Origin of the sequence: Myxococcus sp. CA040A, from assembly GCF_013336725.1 — a bacterium.
GTDB lineage: Bacteria > Myxococcota > Myxococcia > Myxococcales > Myxococcaceae > Myxococcus > Myxococcus llanfairpwllgwyngyllgogerychwyrndrobwllllantysiliogogogochensis.
Genome location: NZ_JABUMR010000007.1, coordinates 240,499 through 256,957, shown reverse-complemented (window position 1 = coordinate 256,957; position 16,459 = coordinate 240,499). Strand labels below are relative to the sequence as shown.

Here is a 16,459-nt window from a genome sequence, read left to right as displayed (position 1 = left end):
CGCTCAGCCCTGGCAGGGCAGTGAGGTGAGGCCTCGGAACACGGCGGTGTCGCGCCGCTTCCACGCGCCGGGTACCAGTCGCAGTCCAGGCAGGTCCCTGGCCAGCATGCCCAGCACGCCCTGGGCCTCCATGCGCGCGAGCGCCGCCCCGACGCACTGGTGGATGCCATGGCCGAAGGCGATGTGCTGGAGGTCCGGGCGTTGGATGTCGAGCGTGTCGGGTTGCTCGAAGCGCCTCGGGTCCCGATTCGCCGCGCCCAGCAACACCCAGGCCCACTCGCCCGCGCGCACGGCGGCGCCGCCCACCTCCACGTCCTCCTGGGCCATGCGCGAGCAGAGCTGCAACGGCGTGTCGAAGCGCAACAGCTCCTCCACCGTCCCCTTGAGGCGCGAGGGCTTGGCACACAGCGCCTCCCATTGCGCGCGGTGCTCCATCAGCGCGAGCACTCCGTTGCCGATGAGGTTGACGGACGTGTCGTAGCCTCCGAAGAGCAGGAGCATGCAGGTGGGCAGCAGCTCCTCCTCGCTCAGCGCCTGCTCGTCCTCCTGCGCGGCCACCAGCAGCCCGAGGACATCGCCGCGACGCGACTGCCTGCGCCGGGTGACGGAGGCCTGGAGGCTCTGGGTCACCTCGCGGGTGGCGGCGCTGGCGGCCTCTCTCACGGCCAGCGGCGCGGAGGCGTCTCCACAGCGCGCGAGCGCGAGCGCCCAGCGCTGGTACAGGTCCGAGTCCAGCTCGTCGGCGCCCACGAGCCAGCGCAGCGTCGTCCGGGCCAGGGGCGCGGCCAGGTCCGCGATGATGTCCAGCTCTCCTTTCTGCCGCGCGCGGAAGAGGAGCGCCTCCACCGTGGCCTGGACGTGCAGGGACAGCTCCTTCATGCGTGGACCCAGCGCGCGCTTCGTCACGGCGCGCAGGCGCGTGTGGTCCGGCGGGTCCATCAACAGGAACCACTGACGGTGCATGGCGGACAGCGCCGCGAGCGCCTCCGGAGGCGAAGGGAAGTCCTCGGGGCGGCTCTCCCTGGCGCCCGTGATGTTCCGGCTGAAGCGCGGATGGGAGAGCACCTCCACGCAGTCCGCGTGGCGGGAGAACAGCCACAACCGGAGCTCGGGGTTCCAGCAGGCGGGCCGCTGGAGGAGCTGCTCATAGACGGCGTAGGGATTGCCCCGTGACTCGGCTGAGAAGGGATTGAGGCAGTGCGTCTCACGGGCCCCGGGGGCGCTGGGAGGCCTGTCGGCTTCGCCTCGCGGGTCGCTCTCCATGGGACGGTCCCCCGTGCGGCGGATGGACGATGTGAGAAAGACAGACACAGCGCCGCGCCGTGAATCGCAAAGGCTACGCCTCGCGGACAAAACGGGTCAAGCCGAGGGCCCCGGGGGGCTGGCCCGCTGTGTCACGGCGCCGCGTTCGTCAACTTCACCACGGGCTCATCGCCATAGAAGTCGATGACATTCACGGCGGCGTGGACCTGGTCCAGGCGGAACAGATGTTTGTCCGCCATGCCCAGCGACTCGGCGAGGAGGGTGCGGTTGACGCCTCCATGCGACACCAGGGCGAAGCACTGTCCGACATGTCGCGCGCGCAGGGCTCGGCCCCCCGCACGGACGCGCTCGCGCATCTCCGAGAAGGTCTCTCCCTCTGGAAACCGCACCCGCTCGGGGTGCGCCATCCATTCCGCGTACACCTCCGGAAACTGGCGCTCGGCCTCCTCGTAGGTGAGGCCCTCGAAGAGTCCGAAGTCGATTTCGCGGAAGGCCTCCTCCACGCGGATGTCCAGGCCGCGTCCCTCCGCCACGCGCTTCGCCGTATCGAGGGCTCGGCGGCGAGGGCTCGAATAGAGGCCCTGGAGGTCCGCACTGGCCAGCAGGCTCGCGGCGCGCTCCGCCTGGGCGTGCCCCTCCGGCGCGAGGCCCACGTCGAGCCGTCCGTAGCAACGGCCCTTCATCTCCTCGGAGGGCTTGCCGTGCCGCAGCAGAATCATGCGCGTCACGCCGCTCGGTATTCGCCAGTCCATGCCGCGTCCGTTCCCTATGCTCGCTTCACTTCAACCGAGTGCCAGCGCGAGCACGAGCACCAGCGCCTCGCAGACCTCGGTGTTGGCTCCCATGGTATCGCCGGTGATGCCATCGATTTTCTTCCGGCACCAGAGGCCCTGGAGCGCGGATACGACGGCCACCATCACCAGGGCCACGCCCCCTCGCCAGCCCATCAGGCCCAGCGCGAAGCCGAGCGCCAGCACCGTGGCGCCGATGACTTCGACGCGGCCCACATAGTCGGTGATGGCCATGCCGATGCCCCCGCTTCGCCGCGCATAGGGAAGCAGCCAGCCTTGAGGGACGGAGCCCCAGCGGCCCAGCGCCAGCGCCACGACCAGCGCGGCGTCCGCCTGCCCGCGCTCCAGCAGCGCCGCCAGGGCGCTGGCCTTGAGGCCCACGGTCAGCAACAGCGCGACACCTCCATACGCGCCAATGACGTGGTCTCTCATGATGCGCAGCACGTCCTCCTTGGTGCGCCCGCCGCCGAAGCCGTCCGCCATGTCCGCCAGCCCGTCCAGGTGCAGAGCGCCGGTGAGCAGCGCGTAGACGGCGAGCAGCAGATACGCCGTCACCATCGACGGCAGCAGCGGGTAGAGCGCGAAGCGCACGCCGACGAGCAGGGCGGCGAGCAGGGCGCCCACCAGGGGGAAGCACAGCGTCGCGCGGCCCACGTCGGCGGCGTCGAAGGTGGCCGCCCCGGGGACGGGGATGCGACTGAGGAAGGCGATGCCGGCGAGGAGTCGCTTCATGGGGGCTCGGGTGTCGCGACTCCTGCCACGTTTTGGCCGGAGGAGCGAGCCTCAGCGCCGGCTCTTCTCCGCGACGCCCGCCGAGGCGAACGTCGCCATCTCGTGCAGGATGTGCATGCTGCTGTCCATCAGCCCCATCGCGAGCACGGCGCCCGTGCCCTCGCCCAGGCGCAGGCCCAGGTCGAGCAGGGGCCGCAGGCGCAGGGCCTCCAGCACCCGGCGGTGGCCCGCCTCGCGCGACATGTGACTGGCGAGCAGGAAGGGCATCACCTTGGGACACAGTCGGGCCGCCACCAGCCCGGCGACCGAGGAGATGAAGCCATCCAGCATGACGGGCACCCGCCGCGAGGCCGCGCCCAGCGCCGCGCCGGCCAGTCCCGCGATTTCAAAGCCGCCCACCTTGGCGAGCACGTCCAGCGGGTCCGCCGCGTCCGGCTTGTTCACCGCGAGCGCGCGGCGCACCACCTCCACCTTGCGCGTGAGGCCCGCGTCGTCCACGCCCGTGCCTCGTCCGGTGGCCATGTCCGGTGACACGCCCGCGAGCACGCACGTGAGCGCCGCCGACGCGGTGGTGTTGCCAATGCCCATGTCGCCCAGGCCCAGCAGCGTCACGCCCGAGTCCGCCAGTTCCAACGCCAGGAGCGCGCCCACGCTCAGGGCCTCCTCGGCCGTCTTGCGCGACATAGCCGGCCCTCGGGCCAGGTTGGCCGTACCGGGGCCCTGGCTGTGCATGCGCACGCCCTCCAGTCCCTCCACGGGCACGCGCACGCCCATGTCGACGACCTCCACGCGCACGCCGTGCTGTCGGGCCAGCACGTTGATGGCGGCGCCGCCTCGGGCGAAGTTGGCCACCATCTGCGCGGTGACCTCCGCGGGGTAGGCGCTCACGCCTTCCTCCGTCACGCCGTGGTCCGCCGCCATCACCACCAGCCCCTTGCGCGGCATCGCGGGCGCGGGCTCACCGCGCAGCGTGGCCCACTGACACGCCAGCTCCTCCAGGCGGCCCAGGCTGCCCTGGGGCTTCGTCTTCATGTCCAGCAGGCCCTGGCACTGGCTCCCTGCCTCGGCGTCAGGTTCGGGAATCCTGGCGAGCACGTCACGGTACGCAGGCATGGGGCCCCCTTCGAGGGAAACCCCTTCAAGCTAGGCGTGCGCGGTGCCGCGAGGCAATGGCCGCGGGCCGGTCCGAGGGCGCGGTGCTGCATGGTGGTGGACACAACCCCGCACGCGCGTCCTGTCGTGGAGGCCACGGGCGGTGTGCCTTCGAGGGCTGGGAGACCGTGCGACGAGGGGTGCCCTTCGAGGCGGGCGCATCGTCGAGCAGTGAGGGATTGGATTCCGGCGCGTCGGGTCAGTGACAGCGCCGAGGCGTGTGTCCCTGGCACGCGGCGCGGCGCGGGTGAAAGTGCGCGGGCCGCTGTACGGCTGTCCCGAGCTCAGGGCGGCGGGGGGAGGCGCTCATGAACAGGAAGGCACGGTGGTGGGGGCTGGCGCTGGTGGCGTTCGTCGCGAGCTGCAAGTGCGGGAGCGAGTCGGACCCGACGGGCACGGGGGGCAGTGGAGAGCCTCCGCCCCTGGTGGAAGTCACCACGCCGGAAGGGGGTGAGCCGGTGTCGCTGGCCATCATCGAGGCCTTCACGCGCCGCGAGGAAACGCCTCCGCGCACGTCGTTCGTGACGAGCGAGGAGCTGGTGGTCCGCGCGCGCGTCACGGGCGGCGAGGCGGGGTTGGTGGACCGCATCAAGTGGACGGTGACGCCGGTGGGCACGCGCACCGGGCCCGCGGAGCTCGCCACGGCGACAGGCGCCGAGCTGACGTTCCGAGGCAAGTCCGCGCAGTCGGTGGCGGGCAGCCGGGACCCCAACCCTCCGCTCGAGTACGAGGTGTTGGGCGTGCTCGACCTGGAGGATGGCCGCGGGCTGGAGGTGAAGCTGCCGCCGTCCTCGTTCCTCCGCCAGGACGAGACGGACACGCTGAGACAGGAGTACGTGGATTACGACACGGACTTCCAGCCGACGCTGGCGAACATCCGCGTGCCGGGCAACACGACGCTCAACCGGGGCAACTACACGCTCGTCGCCGAGGAGACGCCGGGCGACCTGGACAAGCTGCTTCAGGACGTGGACGCCGAGCTGAACAAGCTCCTCAAGGATGATGTGCAGGTGGTGCCGGTGGGCACGGTGACGAGGAGCCCCGCGACGGTGGTCGTGTCGTCTGGGGGGTCGGTGCTGATGCTCGGGCCCCTGGGAGACACCACGCCGAGCGGCGATGACGTGTGCGCGGGACTCCGGGTGGGCGGCCTGTGCGCGGGGCCCATCCTCGCCGGGCCGAACCGGCGGGCGGACACCACCGCGAACAACCGCGTCGCGACGGTGAGCGTGGAGCCCTTCATCACCAGCGCGTTCCGCAATCCGCAGCGCAACCGGTTCATCGGCTCGGGCTCCATCAACAGCCGTCACACCCGGGGACGCGCGCTCGACATCGACCCGCGCTCCATGGTGGTGCCCGGCAGGGATGCGCGGCAGCTCATGTGTCTGGTGGAACTCGCGGGCATCCGGGTGGTGGGCGAGGAAGACAGCTTCACGGAGAACGGGCCGGTGACGTTCCTCGACTGCAATGACCCGGCGGCGGACCACGTCCACATCCAGCGGTAGCAAGGAGGGCAGATGAGCGCGAAGGTTCTACTCGTCGCGGTGTGGGGGTTGCTCACGCCCGTGTTGGCACAAGTCCCGTCGTCCGCGGCGCCCAAGCCCTCGGTGGCGACGCCCGCCACGCTGTCACCCACGGCGAAGGAGGGCATCCGGTTGGCGCAGCGGGACTGTCCCTCGGATGGCTTCGACAAGGCGCGCTGCGCGAGGGCCATCGCCCTGCTGGAGGAAGCGGCGAACGAGAACCCGAACCAGCAGGACGTGCAGCTCGCGTTGGCGCAGGCGTACTGGAACACGTCGTTTCGCGAGTCACCGCAGGGGCGCTCCCGGGGGGACTTGCGGCAGCGCTCGCTGGACATCTACCAGCGGCAGGTGGAGCTGGGCTCGAAGGATGCCAGGCCCTACTGGGAGCTGAGCCTTCGACAGAAGGACGAGGCGCAGCGACTGCCGCTGTTGCGACGCACGGTGGAGCTCAACCCGGTCCATCCGCAGGCCAACCGGGAGCTGGCGCGCACGGAGCTGTCGGTGGGGGAGGTGGACGCGGCGGTGCGCAGCTACCAGAAGCACCTGGAGGTGAGCCCCTATCGCGACTCGAGTGATGCGCTCGCGCACCTGGACTTCGCGAAGCAGTTGGAGGGCGCGGGACGCCCGAAGGACGCGGCCCAGGTGACCGAGCGGGTGTCGACACTCATGCAAGGCGAGCGTCGTGCCACGCGCTGCGAGGTCTGGCGGTCCGCGGACCCGAAGCTGTACGCGCAGAAGGCGGAGCTGTCGAAGAAGGTGAAGGAGCTGCTCCCCTACTGCACGGAGACCGCGTCACTCGAGCAGGCGGCGGAGCTGGAGCGCCAGGGGCGGGTCGACGAGGCGATTGTCGCCGCGAAGCGACAACTGGAAGAGAACCCGAAGCCCGAGGCGACCCACGTCATGCTGGAGCGCCTCTATCAGAGCAAGGGCGAGCCGGCGCAGGCCGCGCAGGTGGCCACGCAGACCCTGGAGCAGGAGCCCGATGCGAAGGAGAAGTGCGAGCGCTTCCGCGAGCTCGCGCCCACCACCGTGCGGGCCATGCCGCAGGACCAGGTGGAGGCGCTGCGGCGCGACTGCCATCAGCCGTGAGGGCCACTTCGCCCGGCGCTCCCGGGTGCGGGCGCCTCGCGTTCCCCGAGGAAGCGCCGCCGCAAGGTCTTCGTCACCTCCGCGTCCCAGCGCGGGGACAGCAGTTCGACGAAGGTCCGCCGCCAGCGCAGCGCGCACGCGAAACACGCCAGCGTGGTGATGAGGCCGATGACCGCGTTCTGCCACGAGGAGAGGTTCCACTGCCCCTGCCAGAACCACTCCCGGAAGCTGGTGGGCCAGTAGTAGTAGATGGGCCACCCCGGTCCGCTGCCCGCGAGGTCGCAGAGCAGGTGCAGGTGGAAGGTCCCCAACGCGAGCAGCCCCACGCGCAGCCGTTGTCGCGCCAGCCCCATGCACACCGCGGCGGTGAGGAGCGCCCCCACGTAGCCGTGGAACAGCACGTGGTGATAGCGCACGTACAGCTCCTCGCCCCCCAGCAGCGTGAGCCCATCCAGGTCCGGGGCCAGGCCCGCGCAGGTGACCAGGATGCGGTCTCTTCGCTCGCGCAGCCCCTGCGCCGCCAGCCACGAGAACTCCGCATGGACGAGGGGATTCATGAAGCCCCGGAGCCTACGTCAGCGGCGCGTCCCCGCGCTCACGTGGGCACGGGCGAGCGACGGGGTGTGCCCAACAGCTCCAGCGTCCGCACCGCCACGTCCGCCAGCGTGGCCGAGCACGGCTGGCAGCCTCCACCGCAGCAGGGGGACCAGTCCCCCTCCGGGTCCCTGAGCAGGCCATACACGCAGCTGCGCAGGGAGTCCGGCAGCCCGGCCTCCTCGGAAGCACGGCGCAGCGCCTCCTGCACGGTGGGGTCCTTCACGTCGAGCACACCCCTTCATAACGGTGCGCGTGGCCCTTGGGGATTCGCCTTCACTCCCCGGGCAGGCGAGCAGCCCTGCCTGTCTCTTTCTGGCGCCCTCCCGCAGATTTCTATTGCGCCCACTAGTTAGGGGCCTTACGAGTTGGGGGCGGCATCTTTTCGCCGCGCATCGAGATGAGCGTGAGTCCTCCTCCCATCACCCGCTTCGAGCGGTTGCAGCGACTGGCGCGGCGCTTCCCGCAGCTCGACACGAGCGGCCTGGAGACGTGCATCACCCTGCTGCGCCTGTCGAACGATTTATCCGACGCCTACGACGCCAGCCTGGCGCGACACGGGCTGTCGAAGGGGCGCTTCACCGTGCTCGTCCGGCTGTTCTCCACCAGCGAGGCGGAGGACGGCCGAGGGCTCACGCCGGCGGAGCTGGCGGAGAACTCGTGTGTGAGCCGCGCCACCATGACGGGCCTGCTCGACACGCTGGAGAAGGACGGCCTCATCTCCCGGGAGGACCACCCGGAAGACCGCCGCATGTACACCGTGCACCTCACGCCGAAGGCCCGGCAACTGCTCGAAGGCATGCTCCCCGAGCACTACCGCCGCGTCGCCGCGCTCATGTCTCCGTTGAACGAGCAGGAACGCGTCACCCTGCGCGAGCTGCTGGCCAAGGTCTCCACCGGCATCCCGGCCTTCCGGGAGCCGTGAGCCACCCCCTGAACCCTTGATTCCCCTTTGCCGATTCGGCGGATGAGCCGCTGCGTCCAGATGGTTAGCCACCAAATCATCGACCCGCTGAACCTTTGAGAACCACCATGAGCACTGCTTCCCCCTCCCTGGATGTGCAGGACAACGATGTTCCGAAGAACCTCCCCTCCGTCGTGAAGGAGCCCGCCGCGCCGCGCTCGCGAGCGAAGAAGGTGTTGCCCGCCCTCGTCGCGCTGGCGCTGGTGGGAGGTGGCGCCCGCTGGGTGCTGACGCGAGGCCACGAGTCCACGGATGACGCGCAGGTGGAAGGCCGCATCGCCAACGTGTCGCCGCGCGTCTCCGGCATGGTCGCCAAGGTGCGGGTGAGCGACAACCAGGCGGTGAAGGCCGGCGACGTCCTCGTCGAGCTGGACTCCACGGACCTGGACGCGAAGCTGGAGGTGGCCCGCGCGGACGTGCTGAGCGCGGAGGCCCAGGCGTCCAACGCCCAGTCGCAGCTGGCGCTCACGGAGGTCAACGCCGGCGCCAACCTGCGCCAGGCGCGCGGCGGCGTGGTGCAGGCGAACAGCGGCATCAGCTCGTCCAAGGCGGCGCTGGACCAGTCGCACGCGGACGTGGCGGCGGCCGAGGCCCGCTTCAAGCTGGCGGACGCGGACATGACGCGGGTGAAGACGCTGAAGGCGGAGGGTGCGGTGACGCAGGCGGACCTGGACGCGCGGCAGTCCGCGTATGACCAGGCGAAGGCGCTGCTGGACGTGGCGCGCGCGCGGCTGACCTCCACGCAGGCGGGGGTGCAGGGCTCCTCCGGTGGGCTGGAGACGGCGCAGGGGAAGCTGGCCGCCGCGGAGACGGGGCCGGTGCAGGTGCAGGCGGCGCAGGCGGCGGTGAAGCTGTCCGACGCGAAGCTCAAGCAGGCCCAGGCGGCGCTGCACCTGGCGGAGCTGGCCGTCTCCTACACGAAGGTGCGCGCGCCGGTGGACGGCGTGGTGAGCCGTCGCACGGTGGAGGTGGGGCAGATGGTGGGCCCGGAGCGTCCGCTGATGGCGGTGGTGCCGCAGGACGACGTGTGGGTGGTGGCCAACTTCAAGGAGGACCAGGTGGGCGAGATGAAGGCGGGCCAGCCGGTGGAGGTGGAGGTGGATGCCTTTGGGAGCCACGCCTTCAAGGGCCACGTGGACAGCCTGGCCGGCGCCAGCGGAGCGCGCTTCGCGCTGCTGCCTCCGGACAACGCGTCCGGCAACTTCGTGAAGGTGGTGCAGCGCATCCCCGTGCTCATCCGCTTCGACGGTGAGTCGCAGGTGGCGCTCAAGCCGGGCATGAGCGCCGTCGTCACCGTGGACACGAGGAGCAACTAGTCGTGAAGGGCGACGTCATCACCGGCTCCAAGGCCGGCATCACCATCGCCGCCATGGCCGCGGCGCTGATGTCCGTGCTGGACATCTCCATCGTCAACGTCGCGCTCAGCGACATCCGCGCGAGCTTCGGCACGCCGTTGGACCAGATTGCCTGGGTGTCCACCGGCTACATGATGGCGAACGTGGTGGTCATCCCGATGACGGGCTGGCTCCAGCGGCGCTTTGGTTTCCGGCGCTACTTCACCGCGTCCATCCTCATCTTCACCGCGGCCAGCGTGCTGTGTGGCCTCGCGTGGGACCTGCCGTCGCTGGTGGCCTTCCGCATCCTCCAGGGCATGGGGGGTGGCGCCATCATCCCCACGTCGCAGGCCATCCTCTTCGCGCGCTATCCACAGAAGGAGCACGGCATGGCCGGCGCGCTCTTCGGCTTGGGCGCGGTGACGGGGCCGCTCCTGGGGCCCACGGTGGGCGGCATGCTCATCGAGGTGGCGAGCTGGCACTGGATATTCCTCATCAACCTGCCGGTGGGCCTGTTCGCCGCGTTCATGGCGTGGCGTCACATCAAGCAGGAGGACTTCGCGCCCTCCACGGCCCGCGTGGACCGGTGGGGAATCGCCCTGCTCGCGGTGGGCATGGCGGCGCTCCAGTTCGTGCTGGAGGAGGGCACGCGCGAGGACTGGTTCGACAGCATGAAAATCACCGTGCTCGCCGTGGTGGCGGGCGTGGCGCTCATCACCTTCATCGTCCACCAGTTGGAGACACCCGAGCCGGTGGTGGATTTGAGGGTCTTCGCCAACCGCTCCTATGCGGCGGCCACGGGGGTGAACTTCCTCGTCGGGACGGCGCTGTTCGGAGGCTCGTTCCTCTTCAGCCTCTTCTGCGGCACGGTGATGCACTACTCGGCGCTCGACATCGGCCTGGTGTTCCTCAAGGGCAGCTTCATCCAGGTGTTGTTGATGCCGCTCATCGGCAAGTTCGGCGGCAAGCTGGACGGGCGGTGGCTGGTGGGCCTGGGCATCGTCGGCATGTGCTTCTCGCTGTGGACCAACGGCCACTTGAGCAGCACGGCGGACGAGGCGGCGCTGATTACACCCGTCTTCATCCGCGCCTGCTCCATGGGCTTCATCTTCGTGCCGCTGTCGGTGATGGCGCTCAGCAACCTGCGTCCGGACCAGCGCGGCAACGCGGCGGGGCTCTTCAACCTGACGCGCGAATTGGGAGGCTCCATCGGCACCGCGTGGATGAGCAGCGCGCTCAACCGGCTGACGAAGGTGAACACCACGGCGCTCGCGTCGCACGTGGACCCGTACAGCCAGGTGACCCAGGAGCAGCTCGCCGCCCTCAAGGCCACGGTGGCCGCGCGGGTGACGGACCCCCTGGCCGCCGCCTATGGCCTGTTCAGCCAGCGCATCAACATGCAGGCGCTGGTGCGGGCCTTCAACGCCAACTTCACCGTGCTCACCGCCATCTTCGCGTGTTCACTGGTGCTGGTGTTCCTCCTCCAGCGCGCCAATCCCGGCGTGAAGGTGGAGGGCGCTCACTGACGTCCGGGCGGCTCGCGCCGCGCACGCGCTGAAAACACAAAAGCGGGTCCGCTCTCGAGGAACGGACCCGCTTTCGTGTTTCCAGGCGGCGGAGAAGAGGTCCGCCGGTTCATCTCAGCGCCGGGGGGCGCGGACTTGCGCGGGCTTGCGACGACGGCTCAGCAGCGTGGCCATGGCCAGGAGCGCGGTGGCGGCGACGAACGGAGCGCCGCCCGTGGCCGACGCGCCACAGCCCTGCGCGCCGCTGTCGGACATCGGGTTGTTGGTGCCATCGCCAGGATTGTTCACCACGCCGACGTTCGGCGTGCCGGTGCCAGGCAGCGTGGGCACGGTGATGACCGGAGGCGGAGTGGGCGTCGGGGTGGGGGTGGGCGTGGGGTCCGGCGTCGGCGTGGGAGTCGGCTCCGGAACGGGCGTCGGCGTGGGAGTCGGCTCCGGCACGGGCACCGGCGCGGGGGGAATCACGTCCTCGAGCGCGGTGCTCATGGTGAAACCATCGTGGTACACGCTCGCCTCGGGCTGGATGGTGTCCTCGCGGTACAGGCCGAGCTTCAGGTAGTTCATCTCGCTGCCGAACTGCGTGGCGCCCATCGTCTTCGGCAGCGCCAGCTTGCCGTTGTGCCAGAGCTGCACGAAGCCGACCTTCGCGTTGGAAGACCACTTCACCTGGAGCACGAAGTCGTGCCACGAGCCCCGGGAGAGCGGGCCCTGCCAGGGGATGGGACCTTCGGAGCCGCCCACGCGCAGGAACATCTGGTCGCCCTTCACGAAGAACTCCAGCGGGGGCGAGCCACAGCAGCCCTCCTGGTGCCACTGCGCGAAGACCTGCCACCCGTCCGACAGGGGGTAGTCCTTCGGGAACAGCGTGCTCCACTTGTAGAAGTACGTGGAGCCCGCCTTCTCCTCACTGATGTAGAGCAACTCGTTGCGATTGCCGCTGGCTCCGATGGGGTCATCGCCCTGGCGCACGGTGGCCTTCAGGGCATAGCGGCCTTCGCGCACCATGTCCGTCACCACTTGAAGACGGCTGTTGGAGACGCTCTGCGAGCGCGTCCACTGCGAAATGTTTCCGGTCTCGAAGTCGCCCTTCCACACCACCTCCGCGGAGGCGAGTGAGGGAACCAGCAACACCAGGGCGGCGAGTCGAAGGAATGCGGTCAAACGAGGTCCTTTCATTCCGGGTTGGCGCATGGGGACACCCGGCCGGGCGTGCTACTTCCCGCTCATGACTGGCTGCCAACCCCCAGGGGTGCGCGCCCTCGTCCGTTCGCCCGGTGGGGAGTGAAGCGGCACGGCGCTTTCGTGCTCGCTCGCCGGTTGCCGCATCGCGCAGTGATTCTGGGGGGATGGAGCGCCGCGTCGCGGGTGGGTGCGCGGGCCACCTCGCGTCGTGTCGTGCTCGCATGCTCCACGGCCTGGGGGCGCGCCGTCGTCCCGCACGTCCGCCGTTGCATGGGAAATCCGGACCTGCGTCACCGGTGCCGAGGATTCGGCGGCATGTCCGTTCGTACGAGACGGACGTGGACTCCCGAACGTCCGCACCCTGGGGGAGGGGTGTCTGCTTTCCGTCGAAAGTCGGCGGAGGCAGGAGGGTTGGTGTAGAACCCAACGCGTGGGCGGCTGCTTGGGGGAGGCGCCCGAGGGGGCAGCATGTTGAAGTCGACGTACGACAAGGCCCTGGTCCTGGCGTTGGCCGCGCCCGTGCTCGTTGTCACCTTCCTGCTCGCGCGCACACCGTCCGGGGGGAACGGAGTGGAGACGCGATTCTGGGCCGAGCGCCGGGCGTCCGCGCGCATCGAGGCCCGACTCACCTACCCGGAAGCCGACCGTTACCGTCCGCGAGTCTCCGCGGGTGGCTGTCTCATTCCTCCCGAGCCCATTCCGTTGAAAGAGCTGGCCCGGCTGGAGGAGGAGGGCGACTGGGCGGGCATCGCCGCCGCGTACGGCCTGCAGGGCGAGTGGAACCAGTCCGGCTCCTTCCTGGAGCGGATGACGTCATCCCCGGACCGCGACAGCGACCTGGCCGCCGTGCACCTGGCGAAGGGAGCCCACGAGCAGGCGCTGAGGTTGCTGGATGGCGTGCTGGCGACGAAGCCCCAGCACCCGCAGGCGTTGTGGAACCGCGCGCTGGTGCTCCGCGACATGGGGCTCACCATGAAGGCGGCGGAGACCTTCGAGAAGGTGGCCGCGCTCGGAGAGCAGGGGTGGAGCCGCGAGGCGAAGGCGCACGCGCTGACGCTGCGCGAGGAGACGCTGGAGCGGGCGAGGAAGTGGCGCGGCGCGCGCGACGCGACGCTGGCGCTGATGGACGACGCGAAGGCGCCGCTGCCCCTCCAGGAAGCGCGTCAGAGTCCGGGGGTCGTCCGGCAGCACTTCTACGACGTGGTCCGCGCGGCGCCGTCGAAGGAGCGCGTGCTGGCGCTGATGCCGCTGGCGCGGGAGTTGGACCGCATCCAGGGCGGCTCCTCGCTCGGGGACTACGTGACGCGCGTGTCGTCCCGCGACTTCGCCCGCCGGGGTGAGCTGTCGCGGAGTTACGCGGCGGCGGTGCGCAAGCGCGCCGCCGCGCCGGAGTCGCTGGTGGAGATGGTGCGCGCCTCCAGTGAGGACGACCTCTTCGTCGGGCTGGCGCTGCACAACAAGGCCGCGCTGCGCTACCTGCCGGACCTGGAGTCGCGAACCCAGCGCGACCAGGACTCCTGGTTCAGCCTCTATCTGGAGCGCGAGCGGGCCCGCAAGGAGGTGGCGGACGGGGAGTGGTGGAAGGCCGAGCAGCGCCTGTTCAACGCGCTCCAGCGCTGCCGCGAGGGCGCCTTCTCCGTGCGCTGCGTGGAGCTGGAGGGCCGCCTGGGCATCCTCTACGCGGACCTGCGGCGGCTGACGGAGGCCGAGCAGCACACGCGCACCGCCTGGTCCTGGGCGCGCCAGCTCCAGGAGTGGGACCTGGAGCTGACGGCGCTGGAGAACCTCAACCACATCGCGAGGGACCGCGGCGATTTCTCCAGCGCGCTCGCCTATGTGGAGGAGTGGTCCGCGCGCGGCGGTCGCATCGACCCCTGCTACTGGCCGAACATCAATCGGGCCCACACGTCCTACCTGGCGCTGCGTCCGGAGGCCGCGCGTGACGCGCTGGCCGCCGCCGCCGCGTGTCCCCAGGCGCCGTTGGACCTGATGTTCGGCGCGACGTTCGCGGAGATGGCGCGCGCGCGTCCGGACCCGAAGGACGCGGAGCGGCTGCGCCATGTGTTCGACGTCGCGCGGGTCAACAACCCGATACCCGGCGACGCCGTGTACGCGCGCTACATCGAGGGCCGCTTCGCGCTGGACCGGGAGCATGAGCGGGGCGTGGAGTTGCTCACGCGCGCCATCGAGGACGCGCGGAAGCTGCCGTCCACCGACGTGCTGGCGCGCGAGTCGTGGACGCTGAGCTACTCCTCGCTCGTCACCGATGCGGGGCGCACCGGCGACTGGGCGCGGGTGCTGGAGTTGATGGCCGCGCAGTTGGAGACGCAGGTGCCCACGAAGTGCGCGCTGGCCGCCGCCGTGCACAGCGAGCGTTCCGTGGCCGTCGCGCGCGGACCGGACGGCGAGCTGGTGGGTGACTACCAGGGAGACCGCAAGGCGCCCTTCGCCGAGAGCTCCAGCGCGCAGCTCATTCCCGAGCGGGTGCGGCAGGCGCTGCGAGGCTGCCCCCAGGTGGACGTGCTGGCCTGGGCCCCTGTCTTCGGGCGCACGGACCTGCTGCCCTCGGACCAGCCCTGGAGCTTCCGCATGGGCCGCACCGTCCCGCCTCCCGGCGGCGCGCCCTCGTCCCGGCGGCTGGTGGTCTCCAGCGTGGAGGCGCCCGCGCTCCTGCAACTGCCCCGGCTGCCCCCGTGGACGCCGTCGACCGAGACAGAGTCCACGGCGCTGGAGCTGCTGTCGGGCCCGGACGCCACGCCCTCGCGCGTGCTCTCCGGCATGTCGGACGCGACGGAAATCGAGATTCACGCGCACGGCATCAGCGACCCGGTCCTCTCCGACGCCGCGTTGGTGGTGCTGACGCCCGAGGGCAACGGCCGCTATGCGCTGACGGCTGACATCGTCCGGCAGCAGAAGCTGGCGGGCGCGCCGCTCGTCTTCCTCGCGGCGTGCAGCGCGGGGCGGCTGGCCTCCACCACCACCCACGAGCCCTTCAGCCTGCCGGCCGCGTTCATCGAGGCGGGCGCGCGCGCGGTGCTCGCCTCCACCGTGGACATCCCGGACGCCGCGGGCCGCTTCTTCGACGGCGTGCGCCAGCGCATCCGCGGCGGCACCGCGCCCGCCGTGGCCTTGCGCGACGAGCGACAGAAGTGGCTCGCGCGCGATGCCCGCAACGGCTGGACGCACCACGTGCTGCTGGTGGAGACGTCCGACTGAGCACGCGCCGCTAGAGCGGCGTGGGCAGGTACGTGTTCCCCTGGGGCACGAGGAAGTGGTGGAACGTGACGGACGCGCTCACGTCGAGCGCGTGCACCCAGTGCCACCAGCCCACGGGGATGAAGACCAGCTCCCCGGGCTCCAGCACGGCCTCCACCACGTGCGCTTCCGAGAACAGCGGGAAGCGCTCGGCGTCCGGGCGCGCCGCGTCCACGTGGCTGAACGTCCCATAGCGCGGGTACATCAGGTGGCGCTGGAAGGAGGGGATGAGCTTGATGTGCTTGCGCCCCATCACCTGCGCCAGCATCACGTTCATGTTGTCGTGGTGCAGCGGGGTGACGGTGCCCGCCGGGCCCAAGAGCAGCGTCATCATGTCCGGGCGGAGCTCCGCGTCGATGATGCCCTGGGGTGCGCGCACGTCGTCGCGCAGGGGCTTGAAGCCGTCGCGCTGCCAGTTCTCGTTGCGCGGCACCATGTAGTAGTCGTTCGTCGTGCCCCCCGTCGCCACGCGGTGCACGTAGTCGCGAAAGCGCATCGCCTCGCGGTGCTTCTCCGGCTCGGGCGCGTGGTCCGGGTTCGACTCCCGCCGCGTCATCACCTCCACCTCCGCGTCGCCCACCCGCTCCGCCAGGTACGGCAGCGTCCAGCGCTCCAGCGCGGGCCAGTCCTTCATCAACCCCGTCAGCACCACCGGCCGGTGGCCGAAGTAGTAGCGCGTGAAGAACTCGTCCGCGGACAGGCCCTCCCGCCGCTCCAGCGCCGCGTGCCCGCCCGACTGCCGGTGCAGCGTGCTGTAGACATCCATGACGGACTCCAGCCAGCCGTAGCGGCGCCCCAACCGCTGACACGCCTGGAAGAAGGGATGCGCCTCCACGCGCGCCACTTCCTCCCGCGCCACGTCCTCACCCACCCCAACACCCATCAACGCGCGACAGGCCTCCTCCCGCGTCACCCCCAGCGCGAGGTTCTCCACCAGCCAGACCTGCCACTCCAATGCCAACCGGGACGTATCCGCGCTCATTTGGAAATCCTTGGATTTCACGACTCAATCCACCCCCCTGCCTCTCACGGAACCGCACCGGAGCATGGTAAGGAC

14 protein-coding genes are annotated in these 16,459 nt (G+C 70.4%); 6 read left to right on the top strand and 8 right to left on the bottom strand.

What is annotated here, in order from left to right:
* Window positions 1–3: 3 nt before the first annotated feature.
* From HUA75_RS31070 to cobT, 4 genes are all read right to left on the bottom strand, one after another.
* Entirely contained in the window at window positions 4–1,263 is a 1,260-nt protein-coding gene (locus HUA75_RS31070; RefSeq protein ID WP_174488451.1) for a cytochrome P450, read from the bottom strand.
* Window positions 1,264–1,394: 131 nt separating this feature from the next.
* Complete coding sequence (locus HUA75_RS31065; RefSeq protein WP_174488450.1) at window positions 1,395–2,015, bottom strand: histidine phosphatase family protein; 621 nt, start codon at window positions 2,013–2,015, stop codon at window positions 1,395–1,397.
* Window positions 2,016–2,045: 30 nt separating this feature from the next.
* Window positions 2,046–2,786, bottom strand: coding sequence for an adenosylcobinamide-GDP ribazoletransferase (cobS, locus tag HUA75_RS31060; protein WP_141643466.1), 741 nt, complete (start codon window positions 2,784–2,786; stop codon window positions 2,046–2,048).
* Window positions 2,787–2,837: 51 nt separating this feature from the next.
* Entirely contained in the window at window positions 2,838–3,899 is a 1,062-nt protein-coding gene (cobT, locus tag HUA75_RS31055) for a nicotinate-nucleotide--dimethylbenzimidazole phosphoribosyltransferase (protein ID WP_174454474.1), read from the bottom strand.
* A 347-nt stretch (window positions 3,900–4,246) separates the two neighbouring features.
* Here cobT and HUA75_RS31050 point away from each other — a divergent pair, with 347 nt between their 5' ends.
* Together HUA75_RS31050 and HUA75_RS31045 are read left to right on the top strand one after the other, a co-directional pair.
* On the top strand, window positions 4,247–5,440 hold the full coding sequence (locus HUA75_RS31050) for a D-Ala-D-Ala carboxypeptidase family metallohydrolase (protein ID WP_174488449.1): 1,194 nt from the start codon (window positions 4,247–4,249) through the stop codon (window positions 5,438–5,440).
* Between the two features lie 12 nt (window positions 5,441–5,452).
* Window positions 5,453–6,547 carry a lipopolysaccharide assembly protein LapB gene (locus tag HUA75_RS31045; RefSeq protein ID WP_174488448.1) on the top strand — a complete coding sequence of 365 codons (1,095 nt, stop codon included), beginning with the start codon at window positions 5,453–5,455 and terminating at the stop codon, window positions 6,545–6,547.
* Here HUA75_RS31045 and HUA75_RS31040 read toward each other — a convergent pair.
* Window positions 6,538–7,104, bottom strand: a complete 567-nt coding sequence (locus HUA75_RS31040) for a metal-dependent hydrolase (RefSeq protein WP_174488447.1) — start codon at window positions 7,102–7,104, stop codon at window positions 6,538–6,540. The two genes, HUA75_RS31045 and HUA75_RS31040, sit on opposite strands and share 10 nt — an antisense overlap.
* 38 nt (window positions 7,105–7,142) lie before the next feature.
* On the bottom strand, window positions 7,143–7,376 hold the full coding sequence (locus HUA75_RS31035) for a hypothetical protein (RefSeq protein ID WP_174454476.1): 234 nt from the start codon (window positions 7,374–7,376) through the stop codon (window positions 7,143–7,145).
* 165 nt (window positions 7,377–7,541) lie between these two features.
* Here HUA75_RS31035 and HUA75_RS31030 point away from each other — a divergent pair, with 165 nt between their 5' ends.
* From HUA75_RS31030 to HUA75_RS31020, 3 genes are all read left to right on the top strand, one after another.
* Window positions 7,542–8,066, top strand: a complete 525-nt coding sequence (locus HUA75_RS31030; RefSeq protein ID WP_141643472.1) for a MarR family winged helix-turn-helix transcriptional regulator — start codon at window positions 7,542–7,544, stop codon at window positions 8,064–8,066.
* Between the two features lie 107 nt (window positions 8,067–8,173).
* Window positions 8,174–9,421 carry an HlyD family secretion protein gene (locus tag HUA75_RS31025; protein ID WP_141643473.1) on the top strand — a complete coding sequence of 416 codons (1,248 nt, stop codon included), beginning with the start codon at window positions 8,174–8,176 and terminating at the stop codon, window positions 9,419–9,421.
* A 2-nt stretch (window positions 9,422–9,423) separates the two neighbouring features.
* Window positions 9,424–10,965 carry a DHA2 family efflux MFS transporter permease subunit gene (locus HUA75_RS31020; RefSeq protein ID WP_141643474.1) on the top strand — a complete coding sequence of 514 codons (1,542 nt, stop codon included), beginning with the start codon at window positions 9,424–9,426 and terminating at the stop codon, window positions 10,963–10,965.
* A gap of 114 nt (window positions 10,966–11,079) precedes the next feature.
* Here HUA75_RS31020 and HUA75_RS31015 read toward each other — a convergent pair whose 3' ends face one another.
* On the bottom strand, window positions 11,080–12,126 hold the full coding sequence (locus tag HUA75_RS31015; RefSeq protein ID WP_174488446.1) for a polysaccharide lyase: 1,047 nt from the start codon (window positions 12,124–12,126) through the stop codon (window positions 11,080–11,082).
* Between the two features lie 489 nt (window positions 12,127–12,615).
* Between HUA75_RS31015 and HUA75_RS31010 the strand changes: the two genes are divergently transcribed.
* A complete protein-coding gene (locus tag HUA75_RS31010; protein ID WP_174488445.1) occupies window positions 12,616–15,363 on the top strand; it encodes a CHAT domain-containing protein in 2,748 nt (915 codons plus the stop codon).
* A gap of 10 nt (window positions 15,364–15,373) precedes the next feature.
* Here the strand turns inward: HUA75_RS31010 and HUA75_RS31005 are convergent, their stop codons facing one another.
* Window positions 15,374–16,384, bottom strand: coding sequence for a cupin-like domain-containing protein (locus HUA75_RS31005; RefSeq protein WP_174454480.1), 1,011 nt, complete (start codon window positions 16,382–16,384; stop codon window positions 15,374–15,376).
* Window positions 16,385–16,459: the final 75 nt, after the last annotated feature.

Coding starts and splice junctions, on each gene's coding strand:
- HUA75_RS31070 (WP_174488451.1), bottom strand. CDS start 1,263: ATGGAGAGCGACCCGCGAGGCGAAGCCGACAGGCCTCCCAGCGCCCCC.
- HUA75_RS31065 (WP_174488450.1), bottom strand. CDS start 2,015: ATGGACTGGCGAATACCGAGCGGCGTGACGCGCATGATTCTGCTGCGG.
- cobS (WP_141643466.1), bottom strand. CDS start 2,786: ATGAAGCGACTCCTCGCCGGCATCGCCTTCCTCAGTCGCATCCCCGTC.
- cobT (WP_174454474.1), bottom strand. CDS start 3,899: ATGCCTGCGTACCGTGACGTGCTCGCCAGGATTCCCGAACCTGACGCC.
- HUA75_RS31050 (WP_174488449.1), top strand. CDS start 4,247: ATGAACAGGAAGGCACGGTGGTGGGGGCTGGCGCTGGTGGCGTTCGTC.
- HUA75_RS31045 (WP_174488448.1), top strand. CDS start 5,453: ATGAGCGCGAAGGTTCTACTCGTCGCGGTGTGGGGGTTGCTCACGCCC.
- HUA75_RS31040 (WP_174488447.1), bottom strand. CDS start 7,104: ATGAATCCCCTCGTCCATGCGGAGTTCTCGTGGCTGGCGGCGCAGGGG.
- HUA75_RS31030 (WP_141643472.1), top strand. CDS start 7,542: ATGAGCGTGAGTCCTCCTCCCATCACCCGCTTCGAGCGGTTGCAGCGA.
- HUA75_RS31025 (WP_141643473.1), top strand. CDS start 8,174: ATGAGCACTGCTTCCCCCTCCCTGGATGTGCAGGACAACGATGTTCCG.
- HUA75_RS31010 (WP_174488445.1), top strand. CDS start 12,616: ATGTTGAAGTCGACGTACGACAAGGCCCTGGTCCTGGCGTTGGCCGCG.
- HUA75_RS31005 (WP_174454480.1), bottom strand. CDS start 16,384: ATGAGCGCGGATACGTCCCGGTTGGCATTGGAGTGGCAGGTCTGGCTG.